Origin of the sequence: Microbacterium phoenicis, assembly GCF_047302325.1 — a bacterium.
GTDB lineage: Bacteria > Actinomycetota > Actinomycetes > Actinomycetales > Microbacteriaceae > Microbacterium.
The window spans coordinates 605,515-619,158 of record NZ_CP154849.1; the positions used below are offsets into that span (position 1 = coordinate 605,515).

General features: G+C 70.1%; 13 protein-coding genes. 8 read left to right on the plus strand and 5 right to left on the minus strand.

From position 1 onward, the window contains the following. The first annotated feature begins 24 nt into the window (after positions 1-24). Entirely contained in the window at positions 25-246 is a 222-nt protein-coding gene (locus ABCU91_RS03030; RefSeq protein WP_373457715.1) for a monovalent cation/H+ antiporter complex subunit F, read from the plus strand. Beyond that, positions 243-599, plus strand: a complete 357-nt coding sequence (gene mnhG / locus ABCU91_RS03035; RefSeq protein ID WP_307466674.1) for a monovalent cation/H(+) antiporter subunit G — start codon at positions 243-245, stop codon at positions 597-599. The genes ABCU91_RS03030 and mnhG overlap by 4 nt, the downstream gene beginning before the upstream one ends. A gap of 1 nt (position 600) precedes the next feature. Here mnhG and ABCU91_RS03040 read toward each other — a convergent pair whose 3' ends face one another. From ABCU91_RS03040 to argG, 4 genes are read right to left on the minus strand one after another with little or no spacing between them, the layout of a single operon-like run. After that, the gene (locus tag ABCU91_RS03040; RefSeq protein ID WP_413354742.1) at positions 601-2,496 is read right to left on the minus strand and encodes a YhgE/Pip family protein; all 1,896 of its coding nucleotides are present in this window, start codon (positions 2,494-2,496) and stop codon (positions 601-603) included. Next, positions 2,493-3,191, minus strand: coding sequence for a hypothetical protein (locus ABCU91_RS03045; RefSeq protein WP_413354743.1), 699 nt, complete (start codon positions 3,189-3,191; stop codon positions 2,493-2,495). The genes ABCU91_RS03040 and ABCU91_RS03045 overlap by 4 nt, the downstream gene beginning before the upstream one ends. Next, a complete protein-coding gene (locus ABCU91_RS03050; RefSeq protein ID WP_406923012.1) occupies positions 3,188-3,799 on the minus strand; it encodes a TetR/AcrR family transcriptional regulator in 612 nt (203 codons plus the stop codon). Before ABCU91_RS03050 ends, ABCU91_RS03045 begins: the two co-directional genes overlap by 4 nt. A 52-nt stretch (positions 3,800-3,851) precedes the next feature. Then, positions 3,852-5,282, minus strand: coding sequence for an argininosuccinate synthase (argG, locus tag ABCU91_RS03055; protein WP_413354744.1), 1,431 nt, complete (start codon positions 5,280-5,282; stop codon positions 3,852-3,854). Between the two features lie 344 nt (positions 5,283-5,626). Here argG and ABCU91_RS03060 point away from each other — a divergent pair, with 344 nt between their 5' ends. From ABCU91_RS03060 to ABCU91_RS03085, 6 genes are all read left to right on the plus strand, one after another. Next, positions 5,627-6,610, plus strand: a complete 984-nt coding sequence (locus tag ABCU91_RS03060; protein WP_413354745.1) for an ABC transporter substrate-binding protein — start codon at positions 5,627-5,629, stop codon at positions 6,608-6,610. A gap of 87 nt (positions 6,611-6,697) precedes the next feature. Beyond that, positions 6,698-8,290 carry a sugar ABC transporter ATP-binding protein gene (locus ABCU91_RS03065; protein WP_413354746.1) on the plus strand — a complete coding sequence of 531 codons (1,593 nt, stop codon included), beginning with the start codon at positions 6,698-6,700 and terminating at the stop codon, positions 8,288-8,290. Further along, positions 8,287-9,336 (plus strand): ABC transporter permease, encoded by a 1,050-nt coding sequence (locus ABCU91_RS03070; protein ID WP_406923008.1) that lies wholly within the window; start codon positions 8,287-8,289, stop codon positions 9,334-9,336. Before ABCU91_RS03065 ends, ABCU91_RS03070 begins: the two co-directional genes overlap by 4 nt. Continuing rightward, positions 9,333-10,361 carry an ABC transporter permease subunit gene (locus tag ABCU91_RS03075; RefSeq protein WP_413354747.1) on the plus strand — a complete coding sequence of 343 codons (1,029 nt, stop codon included), beginning with the start codon at positions 9,333-9,335 and terminating at the stop codon, positions 10,359-10,361. Before ABCU91_RS03070 ends, ABCU91_RS03075 begins: the two co-directional genes overlap by 4 nt. 37 nt (positions 10,362-10,398) lie before the next feature. Then, positions 10,399-11,922, plus strand: a complete 1,524-nt coding sequence (locus ABCU91_RS03080; RefSeq protein WP_413355365.1) for a sugar ABC transporter ATP-binding protein — start codon at positions 10,399-10,401, stop codon at positions 11,920-11,922. Beyond that, positions 11,919-12,935, plus strand: coding sequence for a LacI family DNA-binding transcriptional regulator (locus tag ABCU91_RS03085; RefSeq protein ID WP_413354748.1), 1,017 nt, complete (start codon positions 11,919-11,921; stop codon positions 12,933-12,935). Before ABCU91_RS03080 ends, ABCU91_RS03085 begins: the two co-directional genes overlap by 4 nt. Here ABCU91_RS03085 and ABCU91_RS03090 read toward each other — a convergent pair. Further along, positions 12,925-13,632 (minus strand): Pr6Pr family membrane protein, encoded by a 708-nt coding sequence (locus ABCU91_RS03090; protein WP_413354749.1) that lies wholly within the window; start codon positions 13,630-13,632, stop codon positions 12,925-12,927. The genes ABCU91_RS03085 and ABCU91_RS03090 overlap by 11 nt on opposite strands. Positions 13,633-13,644: the final 12 nt, after the last annotated feature.

The window sequence follows — 13,644 nt, forward strand, 5'->3', positions numbered from 1 at the left end:
GCCGTCTTCGGCGTCGCCGCCCTCATGACCGTCTGGCGCATCATCATCGGTCCGTCGATCCTCGACCGCGCCGTCGCCTCCGACGTGCTCCTGACGCTCCTCATCTGCGCGCTGGGCGCCGAGATGGCCATCAACCATCACACCCGCACCCTGCCGGTGCTGCTGATCGTCGCCGCCGTCGGCGTCTTCGGATCGGTCTCGATCGCCCGCTTCGTGGCGCGACGCGACTCGGAGGTCGACCGATGACCGAGATCCTCCACGTCGTGGCGCTGCTGCTGATCCTCGTCGGCGCGCTCCTGTGCCTCACGGCCGCCATCGGGCTGATGCGGTTCCGGGACGTCCCCACACGTCTCCACGCCGCCACGAAGCCTCAGGTGCTGGGACTGCTGCTGATCGCCATCGCGATCGGCCTCGAGCTGCAGTCCTGGGCGGTCGTGGCCTTCCTCGTCCCCGTCCTGCTCATTCAGTTCGCGACCGCGCCGCTCTCGGCGCACATGGTCGGCCGGCAGGCCTACCGCAACGGCACGATCGATCGCCGGAACCTCCACGTCGACGAACTCGCCGAGGCGAAGGAGACCCCGCCCGCCGCGGGCGGCTGACTCAGCCGATCAGGCTCGGCTGCAGGTCCCGCATCGTCCGGCGGAACGTCATCCGCGTGACGCCCGCGACCGCGACCACCAGCGCGCCGACCAGCCAGGTCGCGAGGACCGCGGCATCCGTCCAGGCGCGTCCGGCCACCCCGCCGTACATGACCTGGCGCATCGCGTCGACGACGTACCCCATCGGCAGGACGTGGTGCAGTGCGGCGAGGGGTGCCGGCAGGGTCTGCCACGGGAACGTGCCGCCCGCGGTGACGAGCTGCAGCACCATGAGCACGAGTCCGACGAACTGCCCCACCGATCCCAGCCAGACGTTGAGGGCGAGGATGATCGCCGCGAACGTCGCCGATGCGAGCAGCAGGATGCCGAGGGTCGGCAGCGGATGCGTGAACGAGAAGCCCAGGGCGATCGAGAGCACGCCGAACAGCGACACCATCTGCACCGCGCCGAGGGCGGCCGGCGTGAGCCACCCCGCGAGGGTGACGCGGACGGGGGAGCGGAGCGCCGTGACCGCGCGCTTCGAGATCGGCTTGACGATGAGGAACAGGGCGTAGATGCCGATCCAGCCGGCGAGGGCGGCGAAGAACGGCGCGAGGCCCGCGCCGTAGTTCTGCGCCTGGGTGACGGAGGCCTCGGAGATGCCGACCGGATCCGAGAGGGTGGACGCCTGCGCCTTGCGCGTGTCGGCGCTGTCGTCGGGGAGCTGCTGCGCACCGTTCTGCAGGCCGTCGCGGAGCTTCGTGGCGCCGTCGTCGAGGGTGTGGATGCCGGAGGCCAGGGTGTGGGATCCCTCGTCGAGCTTGTGCGCACCGGCGTCGGCGCTCGCGACTCCGTCGGCGAGGGTGTGGGCGCCGGTCGCGGCCGTGGCCGCCCCCGACGCGAGTTTGGCGCTGCCGTCGGCGACCTGCGCGGCGCCGTCGTCGAGGGTGTCGATCTGCGCGACGGCCTGCTGCACGCGCGCGTCGAGGTCGGCGACGCGGGTGCCGATCGGGTCGACGACGTCGAGCACCTGTGCGATCTGGGTGGCGTCGAGTCCCTGCTCCTGCAGCCGTGCCGTCAGGTCGTCACGGAGCGATGGGACGGCGGACGCGGCCCGGTCTGCGGCGGAGCCGACGCGGTCGGCGATGCTGCGGAGCTTCGCCGTGCCGTCCGAGACCTGCTCTGCGCCCGAGGTCAGGGACTGTAGTCCGTCGGACAGCGTGTCGACGCCCGATGCCAGTGAATCGGCACCGGTCCGGAGCTTCGTCGTCCCGTCCGCGAGGGTGGCGGCGCCGTCGGCGAGCGTGTCCGCTCCGTCGCCGGCGCTCGCGAGTCCGTCGGCCAGCTGACCGGCCCCGTCGGCCGCATCGAGGAGCTTCACCCGCACGGTGTTGAGCGCGTCGAGCATCGTGAGCCCGGCTTCGCGGACCACCTTCTCCGTGACCGTCGTGCGGATCCGCGAGACCGCCTGACTGCCGATCGTCGAGGCGAGGTAGTTGTTGGCGTCGTTGGTGGTGAGGTCGATCTCGGCCTGCCGAGGGTCCTTCGACGAGATGGACGCGACGGATGAGGTGAAGTCGGCGGGGAGCGTGACGGCGAAGTCGAACGAGCCGTCATCGAGGCCGCGTCGGGCGCCGGCGGCATCCACTTCGTGCCAGTCGAAACTGCCGTCCTCGAGCAGCGAGTCGGCGACCTCGTCGCCCAGGTTGCGGTCGGCGCCGTTGAGGGTGGCCCCTTCGTCCTGCACGACGAGGGCGACGGGCACCTCCGACAGATTGCCGTACGGGTCCTGGTTCGCCCACAGATACAGGCCGCCGTAGAGGACCGGCACGAGGATCAGCGCGATGAGCGCGATGACCCGCATGCGGGTCGAGGTGAGGCGGCGCAGCTCGGCCGCGAACAGAGCGGGGATCTTCACGAGAGGATGCCTTCGGTCGAAGAGTCGGTGAGGGCACGGCGCCGGGAGCGCAGCGCCGAGGTGGCCCGGACGCGGGGCCGACCGACACGGCTGTGGCGGGCGGGGGGCTCAGCCTCGAGGGCCGTGGCGGCGGCCGTACCGGCGATGACGAGGACGGCGAAGCCGCGTGCGGCGAAATCCTCGGCGATGCGCTGCCAGTGCCGGGGATCGCCTCCGTGACGGTCGGGCGAGACGAGGACGAGCGCCTCGATGCCGCGTCGGAGGACGGCGAGTTCGAGCAGCATCCGGATGCGGTCGTCGGCGTCGAGCTGCCCGATGGGTGTGCGGGCGAGTGTGCGCCAGCCGTGCTCGTCGAGCCAGCGGCGGGCCGACAGCGGATCGGCGCGGCGCCCGGCGAACATGAGCTCTTCTTCGACCACGCCGACGACGGCGACGTCGGGTGCCGGGTCGTTGACGTCCGGAGCGTCGACGAGGGCGACGACCTTCCGCATCCGGCGGGGGCTGCGGCGGCCGTCGATCGTGACGGTGCCGGTGTCGGAGCGCATGCGTCCGCTGGCGATGAGACCGAGCACCGACGGGCGCTGTTCGGTCTCGGCGGTGGTGAGGGTGACGCGACCCGACGCGAACGTGGCGTCGGTCGCGGGAAGGATGCCGCCGGCGCGACCCTTCGAGACGTCGTCGAGCACGATCTTCACGCGCGGGCTCCTTCGAGCACCTCGTCGGCCTCCTGCCAGCCGAGCCCGGCGACGCCCAGGATCGCCCGAACGGCGACCGACGCGGCTTCGGGCCGCGCGGTGTCGAGCCGGGTGATGACGGTGCGCGCGGCTTCTTCGATGAGCCGGGCGACCGTCGCGGCGGGCATGTCGGTGCGGATCGTCCCCTCGTCGCGGCCCCGGGTCACGATCGCGAGGACCCGCCGTCGCACCGGAGTGAGCACGGCGGCCGTCTCCTCGATGTGCGAGTCGTCGAGAGCCACGGTTGCGGCGAACTGCACGTCGGCCGCGCCGTCCCACAGCGCGAGGGCGAGCCGGGCGAGGGCGACGGGCGCGGGACCGCTGTCGTCGACGTCCCCGGCCAGCGCGTTGAAGCGCTCGGCGCCGCCCAGGATCATGGCGCGCAGCAGCGTGTCTCGGTCGTCGAAGTGCCCGTAGAGCGCGCGACGGCTGAGTCCGGCGGCGCGCGCGATGGCGTCGATCGGAGCGTGGGGGTCTCGGGCGATGGTGGCCGCTGCCGCCGCGAGGATGTCCGCGCGGTTCGCCGCGGCATCCTTTCTCGGACGACGCGGCGATGCAGTCGTGGTCACGCCACGATCATACGAAGTTGCACAATCGTGTGCAACTTAATTCAGCGAGCTCTCAGTCGGCGCCGAAGTCGAAGGATGCCGAGTCCCCGGCCTCGTCGATCGCACCCGCCAGCTCGTCGACCTCTCCGGAGTTGCCGGTGATGGCGTCGGCGCCGCCCTGCTCGAGCTCGCCGACCAGGTCGGCGGTCGCGCCGCCGATCATGCCGAGCGACACGAAGTGCTCGAGGCGGGCGCGCGAGTCGGCGATGTCGAGGTTGCGCATCGTCAGCTGACCGATGCGGTCGGTCGGGCCGAAGGCGGCGTCGCCGACGCGCTCCATCGAGAGCTTCTCGGGGGAGTACGACAGGTTGCGGCTCTCGGTGTTCAGGATCGTGTAGTCCTCGCCGCGGCGCAGGCGCAGGGTCACGGTGCCGCTGATCGCGGACCCCACCCAGCGCTGGATCGACTCGCGCAGCATGAACGACTGCGGCTCGAGCCAGCGTCCCTCGTACATGAGGCGGCCGAGGCGTCGGCCCTGCTCGTGGTAGGTCGCGAGCGTGTCCTCATTCAGGATGCCGTTGACCAGGCGCTCGTAGGCGATGAACAGCAGCGCCATGCCCGGTGCCTCGTAGATGCCGCGGGACTTCGCCTCGATGATGCGGTTCTCGATCTGGTCGCTCATGCCGAGGCCGTGGCGCCCGCCGATCTCGTTCGCGGCCATGACCAGGGCGACGGCATCCGAGTACTCGACTCCGTTGATCGCGACGGGGCGACCCGCCTCGAAGGTGACCGACACGTCTTCGGTCTCGATCTCGACGGCCGGGTCCCAGAACCGGACGCCCATGATGGGCTCGACGATCTCGAGCGAGACGTCGAGGTGTTCGAGGGTCTTGGCCTCGTGGGTCGCGCCCCAGATGTTCGCGTCGGTGGAGTAGGCCTTCTCGACCGAGTCGCGGTACGGGAAGCCGTGTGCGACGAGCCATTCGCTCATCTCGGTGCGGCCGCCGAGTTCGGTGACGAAGTCGGCATCCAGCCACGGCTTGTAGATGCGCAGAGCGGGGTTCGCCAGCAGGCCGTAGCGGTAGAACCGCTCGATGTCGTTGCCCTTGTAGGTGGAGCCGTCGCCCCAGATGTCGACGCCGTCCTCCTTCATGGCGCGGACGAGCATCGTGCCCGTGACGGCACGGCCGATCGGCGTCGTGTTGAAGTAGGTGCGTCCGCCCGAGCGGATGTGGAACGCACCGCACGAGAGGGCGACGAGGCCCTCCTCGACCATCATCGGCTTGCAGTCGATGAGGCGGGATCCCTCAGCGCCGTATTGCAGTGCGCGGCCGGGGATCGAGGCGATGTCGTCCTCGTCGTACTGGCCGAGGTCACCGGTGTAGGTGAAGGGGACGGCGCCCTTGTCGCGCATCCAGGCGACAGCGACCGAGGTGTCGAGACCCCCCGAGAAGGCGATGCCGACGCGCTCGCCGACGGGCAGGGACTGAAGGACCTTCGACATGGTCCCCATCCTATCGAGGGGGCGGTCCGGCCCCCTGCGCGGTTACGCGCGGGCGGTGCGGCGGAGATCCGGGCGACACGCGGGGGAACGGATGCCGGCCCGCGGCGTGTCGGCGAGGATCTCCGCTCGGCGGCTCGGTGCGCCGTATGTGAATGCTCACATCGCGCGGGCCGTGTCTCTTCGCGCCCCGCGAGGTGGCACCCCACCCGCCCGCCGCGTTACGGAAATGTTACCGCTCACAATCTAGCGCCGCGCGAAATGTGAAGGCTAACATTCGAGCAACCGGAAGCCATGGCGGCCCGGAACACCGGCGGTGAGCCGGACCCGAACAAGGAGGTTTTGGGATGAAGAAGACTGCTTTCGCAGCAGCGGCCATGCTGGGGGCACTGGCACTCGTCGTCACCGGATGCGCGGGCAACGGCGCACCCGGCGCGGGCGGCAACGGTGGCGGCGGCGACCTGATCACGGTCGGGTTCGCACAGACCGGCTCCGAGTCCGGGTGGCGCGCAGCCAACACCGAGTCGATGAAGGAGGCGTTCTCGGAGGAGAACGGGTTCAAGCTGACGTTCAACGCGGCCGACAACAAGCAGGAGGCGCAGATCTCCGCGGTCCGCAACTTCATCAACCAGGGCGTCGACGCGATCGTCATCGCGCCGATCACGGTCGACGGCTGGGACGACGTCCTGAAGGAAGCGAAGGATGCCGGCATCCCGGTCATCCTCGAGGACCGCACCGTCTCGGCCAGTGACGACCTCTACGCCTCGTGGGTCGGCCTCGACTTCGAGCAGGAGGGTCGCACCGCCGGCGAGTGGGTCAAGGAGAACTTCGACGGCAAGGGCGCTAACCTCGTCGTCCTCGAGGGGACCACGGGTTCGTCGGCAGCGCTCGACCGCGCCACGGGCTTCAACGAAGCCATCGAGGGCAGCGACGTGAACGTGCTCGACTCGCAGACGGGTGACTTCACCCGTGACGGCGGCAAGAAGGTCATGGAGGGCTACCTCCAGAAGTACGGCAAGGACATCAACGTCCTCTTCGCGCACAACGACGACATGGGCCTGGGTGCGCTCGACGCCATCAAGGCCGCGGGTCTGACCCCTGGCAAGGACATCCAGATCGTCACGATCGACGCGGTGAAGGACGGCATGACCGCCCTCGCCAACGGCGAGTTCAACTTCATCGTCGAGTGCAACCCGCTCCTGGGTGAGAAGGCCGCCGAGCTCGTCAAGTCCGTGGTCGACGGCAAGTCGGTCGAGAAGCGCACGATCGTCGAGGACCAGTCGTTCACGCAGGAGCAGGCCGCCGAGGTCCTCGACTCCCGCCCCTACTGATCGACCCCTCACGATCCCTCGGATCACCGAACCACCGCCGGGGACCGGATTCCGGTCCCCGGCGGTCATCACGGAAAGGCGCGCCTCATGGTCGATGTCGCAGCCACGCCGGAGTCCCCGGCCACCGTTCCGCAGCACGACGAGGTCGTGCGGATGCGGGACGTCACCATCCGGTTCCCCGGCGTGCTCGCCCTGGACCGGGTCGATCTGACGCTCCGCGCCGGTGAGGTCCACACCCTCATGGGAGAGAACGGCGCCGGCAAGTCGACGCTCATCAAGGCGCTCACGGGCGTCTACGCCATCAACGGCGGGACGATCGAGGTGACCGGCGAGCAGCGGGTCTTCCGCTCGACCGCCGACGCAGAGGCATCCGGGATCTCCACGGTGTATCAGGAGGTCAACCTCTGCACGAACCTGTCGGTCGGCGAGAACGTCATGCTCGGCCGCGAGGTGCGCCGGGCGGGCTTCATCGACTGGCGCGCCACCCACCGCGAGGCGACCCGGTACCTCGCCGCCCTCGGACTCGACATCGATCCGCGGTCCGCCCTGTCGTCGCACTCCATCGCGGTGCAGCAGCTCGTCGCCATCAGCCGCGCGACGGTCGCCGACGCCCGCGTGCTCGTCCTCGACGAGCCGACGTCGAGCCTCGACCGCAGCGAAGTCGAGCAGCTCTTCGCGGTCGTGCGCGGCCTGCGCGACCGCGGCGTCGCCATCCTCTTCGTCACGCACTTCCTCGATCAGGTCTACGAGATCTCCGATCGCCTGACGGTCCTGCGCAACGGTCAGCTGGTGGGGGAGTACCTGCCGGCCGAGCTGCCGCGAGGCGAACTCATCGCCAAGATGATCGGCCGCCAGCTCGACGAGCTCGAGGCGCTGTCCCGCGCGTCCGAGCGGGAGATCGACCGCAGCGCGACGCCGGTGCTCCGGGTCGCCGGCCTCGGCCGCAAGAACGTCATCGAACCCGTCGACATGGAGGTCTACGAGGGCGAGGTCGTCGGCATCGCCGGCCTGCTCGGCTCGGGCCGCAGCGAACTGGTCCGCCTCGTCTACGGCGCCGACCGCGCCGACGCGGGTACGCACGAAGTGCGGGGGGATGCCGCGCGCATCACCAACCCGCGGAACGCGATCGACAAGCGCATCGCCTTCTCGAGCGAGGACCGTCGCGCCGAAGGCATCATCGCCGACCTCACCGTGGCCGAGAACATCGTCCTCGGCATCCAGGCCAAGCGCGGCGCGATGCGCCCCATCGGTCGCGCCGAGCGGGACGCCATCGTCTCGGAGTACATCTCGGCACTCGGCGTCCGCCCCGCCGACCCGAACGCGCTCGTCCGCAACCTCTCGGGCGGCAACCAGCAGAAGGTCCTGCTCGCGCGGTGGCTCGCCACGGCGCCGCAGCTGATCATCCTCGACGAGCCCACGCGCGGCATCGACGTCGGCGCGAAGGCCGACATCCAGCGCAAGGTCGCCGAGCTCGCGGCCGAGGGCCTCTCGGTCGTCTTCATCTCCTCCGAGCTCGAGGAGGTGGTCCGCATCGCCCAGCGCATCGTCGTGCTGCGCGACCGTTCTAAGATCGGCGAACTGGACGCCGCCGACGTGACGGTCGACGATCTGGTCGCCCTCATCGCGCAAGAGTCCGGCGAGACGACGTCGTCTCGCCTCAACCCGGAGACAGCGGCATGAACCCGACCCTGAAGCGCTTCCTGGCGCACCGCCTCGTCTGGCCGATCGCGGCACTGCTCGTGCTCGTGATCGTCAACACGATCGCGCGACCCTCCTTCATCTCGATCACGGTGCAGAACGGTCAGCTGTACGGCCCGCTGATCGACATCCTGCGCAACAGCGCGCCGCTCATGCTCGTGGCGCTGGGCATGACCCTCGTCATCGCGACGCGCGGCATCGACCTCTCGGTCGGCGCGATCATGGCGGTCTCGGGTGCCGTCGCGCTCACCTACATCTCGGCCTCGCCCGCTCCCGAGGACCTGTCGACCGTGCTCGTCGCGATCGCGCTCGCCGTCTTCGTGGCGTTGCTGCTCGGGGTGTGGAACGGCTTCCTCGTCGCGGTCGTCGGCGTCCAGCCGATCATCGCGACCCTCGTCCTCATGCTCGCCGGTCGCGGCGTGGCCCTCCTCATCACGGGCGGCTTCATCACGACCATCACGAGCGCGCCCTACCGCTTCATGGCGCAGGGCTACCTCGTGGGCCTGCCGTTCGCCTTCTACGTCTCGGTCATCGCGATCGTCATCGTCGCGGTGCTGCAGCGCCGGACCGCCCTCGGCGTCCTCACCGAGGCCGTCGGCATCAACCCCGAGGCCAGTCGCCTCGCGGGTGTCCGCTCGCGCGGCATCATCTGGGGCGCGTACGCGGCGAGCGGTCTGCTGGCAGGCTTCGCCGGCATCCTCTATTCGTCGAACATCATGGCGGCGGACGCCAATGCGGCCGGCCTCTACATCGAGCTCGACGCGATCCTCGCCGTCGTCCTCGGCGGCACGAGCCTCATGGGCGGCAAGTTCACTATCGCCGGCACCGTCGTCGGCGTCTTCACGATCCAGACCCTCAAGTCGACGATCACCTTCCTCGGGGTGCCACCGGCGGTGAGCCCCCTGTTCCTCGCGATCGTCGTGGTGATCGTGGTTCTCGTGCAGTCGCCGCGGACGCGGTCGCTGTTCGCGAAGGGGGTCGATGCCGTCCGAGGCGGCGGCCGTCGCACCGTGGAGGTGGCCTCGTGAGCGCCGTCACCGCGGACCTCGGCCGCACCGGCGGGTTCGCCGACACGATCCAGCGCTTCCGCAGCCGGCACGCCTCATGGGTGCCCGTGTTCGCCGCCGTCGTCATCCTCATCGCGATGCTCATCGGGGCGCAGGCCTACTTCGGCAACTTCGTCACCCCGCGCGTGCTGTCGGCGCTCCTGCTCGACAACGCGTACCTGCTGATCCTCGCGGTCGGCATGACCTTCGTCATCCTCACCGGCGGCATCGACCTGTCGGTGGGTGCGGTCATGGCGTTCACCGGGATGCTGGGTGCCAGCATGCTGAGCCAGGGGATGCCGGTGGCCCTCGTCATCCCGGTCATGCTGGTCCTCGGAGCGCTGATGGGCCTGTTCGTCGGAGTGCTGGTGCAGTACTTCGGGGTGCAGCCGTTCATCGCCTCGCTCGCGGCGATGTTCGCGGCCCGCGGCCTCGCGTTCATGGTGAGCCTCTCGTCGATCCGCGTCGAGGAGCCGGCGATCCTGTGGCTGCAGTCGACGCGCATGCAGGGTGGCCCGGGCAGCTTCTACATCACGCCGACCGGCATCCTCGCGCTCGTCGTGGTGGTCGTCGGCATCCTGATCCTGCAGTTCACGCGGTTCGGCCGGACGATCTACGCGATCGGCGGCAACGAGCAGTCGGCGCGCCTGATGGGTCTGCCGGTCGTGCGGACGAAGCTCCTGGCCTATGTCATCAGCGGGGTGTGCGCGGGACTCGCGGGCGTCGTCTTCACGGCGTACACCGGGGCGTCGTACCCGCTGAACGGCATCGGGACCGAGCTCGACACGATCGCCGCGGTGGTGATCGGCGGCACGCTGCTCACGGGCGGCAGCGGGTTCGTCCTCGGCTCGATGATCGGCGTGTTCGTCTACGGCACCATCAAGACGGCGATCTCGTTCCTCGGCGTCGACCAGTCCTGGACGCGCATCACGATCGGCGCGCTGCTGCTCGTCTTCGTCGTCGTGCAGCGTCTGCTGGTCGCGCGGACCGCGCGAACGACCCGGTGAACCTCGGGGGAGGCTCACCGCGGGCATGATGGTCCGTATGGATGCGCGCGAAGCAGCGGTCGCGCCGGTCGTGGACGTGACCGGCGCGACCGTCCGCTTCGGCGCCGAGACCGTGCTCGACGCGGTCGACTTCCGGCTGCTGCCGGGCGAGGTCCACTCACTCATGGGCGAGAACGGCGCCGGCAAGTCGACGCTCATCAAGGCGATCACGGGTGCGCTCCGACCGGAAGCCGGGACGATCCGCGTCGGCGGAGAGCCGGTGCACTTCGCCTCGCCGGCCGATGCCCTCGCCGCCGGGATCAGCGCGGTCTACCAGGAGATCGACCTGCTCCCGAACCTGTCGGTCGGCGAGAACGTGCTCCTGGGCCGCGAGAGCCGCCGCTTCGGAGCGATCGACTGGTGCGAGACCCACCGCCGGGCGGCCGAGATCCTCGAGGGACTCGGGCTCGACATCGACCCGCGCACTCGGCTGTCGCAGCATTCGCTCGCCGTGCAGCAGCTCGTCGCGATCGCGCGCGCGATCTCGGTCGACGCGCGCGTCGTCGTGCTCGACGAGCCGACCTCGAGCCTCGATCTCGACGAGGTCGCTGAGCTCTTCCGCGTGATCCGCGAACTCACCTCGCGCGGCGTCGCGGTGCTGTTCGTCTCGCACTTCCTCGACCAGGTCTACGAGATCTGCGATCGCATCACGGTCCTGCGCGGCGGTCGCCTGATCGGCGAGTACGTGCCGGCGGAGCTCCTGCGCATCGACCTCGTCGAGAAGATGCTCGGCCGCGGCGCCGACGAGATGGACGTCCACCAGAGGGAGGATGCCGCGGCATCCGTCCCGATCGCGCTCGCCGGACGCGGGCTCGCCTCGGGGACGGGCCTCTCCGAGGCGACCCTGTCGATCGGCGAGGGCGAGGTCGTCGGACTCGCGGGGCTGCTCGGCTCGGGGCGGAGCGAACTCGCGCGTGCGCTCACGGGTGTGGACCGACCGGATGCCGGTGAGCTCGAGGTCCGGGGGACGCCCGCCGTGCTGGCGACGCCGCGGCGCGCGATCGGTCGTGGCATCGTCTACTCGTCGGAGAACCGCCGCACCGAGGGCATCATCGGCGAGCTGAGCGTGCAGGACAACATCACGCTCGCGCTGCAGGCCGATCGCGGCATCCTGCACCGACTTAGCAACGCGCGCCGTCGGGAGCTCGCGATGAGTTGGATCGAGGCGCTCGACATCCGCCCCGCCGACCCGGATCGGCCCGCGGGCACCCTGTCGGGCGGCAACCAGCAGAAGGTGCTGCTCGCCCGCCTGCTCGCGCTGTCGCCGCGGGTGCTGGTGCTCGACGAGCCCACCCGCGGCATCGACGTCGGCGCGAAGGTCGAGATCCAGCGGCTCGTCGCAGACCTCGCCGACAACGGCCTCTCGGTGCTGTTCATCTCGGCCGAGCTCGAAGAGGTGCTGCGGGTCTCGAACCGGATCGCCATCATGCGCAGCGGACGCCTCGTCGACACGATCCCGGCCGATTCGCTCACGGTCGATTCGCTGCTGGCGCTCGTCGCCCGGCCCGAGGACGAGTCGTGAGCGACGAGCGCGGCGCGAAGTCCGCGAACATCTTCGACGTCGCGCGCCTGGCGGGCGTCTCGCACCAGACCGTGTCGCGCGTGCTCAACGATCTGCCGAACGTCCGTCCCGCCACCCGTGCTCGCGTCGAACAGGCGATGGCGCAGCTGCGCTACAGCCCGTCGCCGGCCGCCCGTGCGCTCGTCACCAAGCGCACGCGGACGATCGGGCTGATCACGCCGGGCACGGCGGACTTCGGGCCGACGTCGATCGCGATGCACTTCAACGTCGCGGCGCGCGTCGAGCGGTACTCGGTCGACTCGGTGACCGCTGCGGACACGGATGCCGCCAGCATCCGCGCCGTCGTCGAAGGCCTCCTCCGCCAACGGGTCGATGCGATCGTGATCGTCGTGACCGACCTCGGCGTGCTCGAGGTCGTCCGCGGGCTCGACCTCGGCGTGCCGATGGTCGCCGCCGCCGCCACGCAGCGGCGGAACCGTCAGCTCGTGTCGATCGACCAGTACCGCGGCGCGCGCTCCGCCGTGCGGCATCTCGCGGAGCTGGGGCACCGCCGTATCCTCCACGTCGCCGGCCCCGCCCGGAATCCCGATGCCGTCGAGCGCATCCGCGGGTGGCGCGATGAGCTCGGGGCGCACCGGCTCGCGGTCGTCGATCCGTTCCACGGCGACTGGACGGCGGCCAGCGGAGCCGATATCGGCCGCAGCCTCGACCTCACGTCAGGCGACGCGGTGTTCGCGGGCAACGACCATATGGCGATCGGCCTGCTGTCGGCCCTGCGCGCCCGCGGTCTGCGCGTTCCGGACGACGTGGCCGTCGTCGGGTTCGACGACGTGCCCGAGGCCGCCTACCTGTCGCCGCCGCTCACCACGGTGCGGCAGGACTTCCGCGCGCTCGGCGAGCTGATGATGCAGAAGGTCCTCCTCGCGGTCGAGGAACCCGACGCCCTCACCGAGGACACACCGCTTCCCACGCACCTGATCGTGCGCGAGTCCTCCGTCGCCGTCAGGCCGTGACCGGGACGCGCGCCGACCGCGTGCGCAGGCGCCCCACCCAGACGACGAGCGCGCCGATGACCACGAAGGCGATCGCGATCCCGACGATGTAGGCGCCGACACCGCCCCAGCCGGCCACGCCGTTCGGGTCGAGGAACGGATACGGGTACCAGAACGCCACACCGTCCGTCGGATCGATCACGAGAGGTCCGCGGACGAGGGTGTATCCGATCCAGAGGATCGGGACCGCGAGGATCGCGAGGACCGCGCGCCAGGGGAGGGCTCTGCGGGTCGGTGCGACGAAGAGGTCGAGCAGCAGGAACAGCGGCGCGACGACGTGCACGATCTCGTTCGCCCAGGCGACGTGGTCGTCGGATGTCGGGTAGCCCCGGAGCAGCAGGTTGTAGACGACGCCGGTGATGAAGAGGTACGTCGTCGCCGCGGCGAGGCCGAGCGCGACGCCGGCCGGTTCGCGCTCCTCGTGAGACGGCCGCATCCAGAACCAGATGACCGCAGCGAGCAGTGCCAGCACTCCGACGATGTTGGAGAGGATCGTGAAGAAGCTGAAGAAGTTCGCGATCGTCGTCGTGACGTCGCGATCGTTCGCGATCGCGGTCCGGACCGTCGTCACGAACTGCGTCACGACGGCGGACATCATGAGAGCGGCCGCGATCAGCCGGAGGACCGACCACACTGTCGGCCACGTTCGGGTACGCATGACCGAACCCTA

Excerpts from the sequence above, each read along its gene's own strand:
- ABCU91_RS03030 (WP_373457715.1), top strand. The coding sequence starts at position 25 with ATGACCGTCTGGCGCATCATCATCGGTCCGTCGATCCTCGACCGCGCC.
- argG (WP_413354744.1), bottom strand. The coding sequence starts at position 5,282 with ATGTCGAAGGTCCTTCAGTCCCTGCCCGTCGGCGAGCGCGTCGGCATC.
- ABCU91_RS03070 (WP_406923008.1), top strand. The coding sequence starts at position 8,287 with ATGAACCCGACCCTGAAGCGCTTCCTGGCGCACCGCCTCGTCTGGCCG.
- ABCU91_RS03080 (WP_413355365.1), top strand. The coding sequence starts at position 10,399 with ATGGATGCGCGCGAAGCAGCGGTCGCGCCGGTCGTGGACGTGACCGGC.
- ABCU91_RS03060 (WP_413354745.1), top strand. The coding sequence starts at position 5,627 with ATGAAGAAGACTGCTTTCGCAGCAGCGGCCATGCTGGGGGCACTGGCA.
- ABCU91_RS03065 (WP_413354746.1), top strand. The coding sequence starts at position 6,698 with ATGGTCGATGTCGCAGCCACGCCGGAGTCCCCGGCCACCGTTCCGCAG.
- mnhG (WP_307466674.1), top strand. The coding sequence starts at position 243 with ATGACCGAGATCCTCCACGTCGTGGCGCTGCTGCTGATCCTCGTCGGC.
- ABCU91_RS03090 (WP_413354749.1), bottom strand. The coding sequence starts at position 13,632 with ATGCGTACCCGAACGTGGCCGACAGTGTGGTCGGTCCTCCGGCTGATC.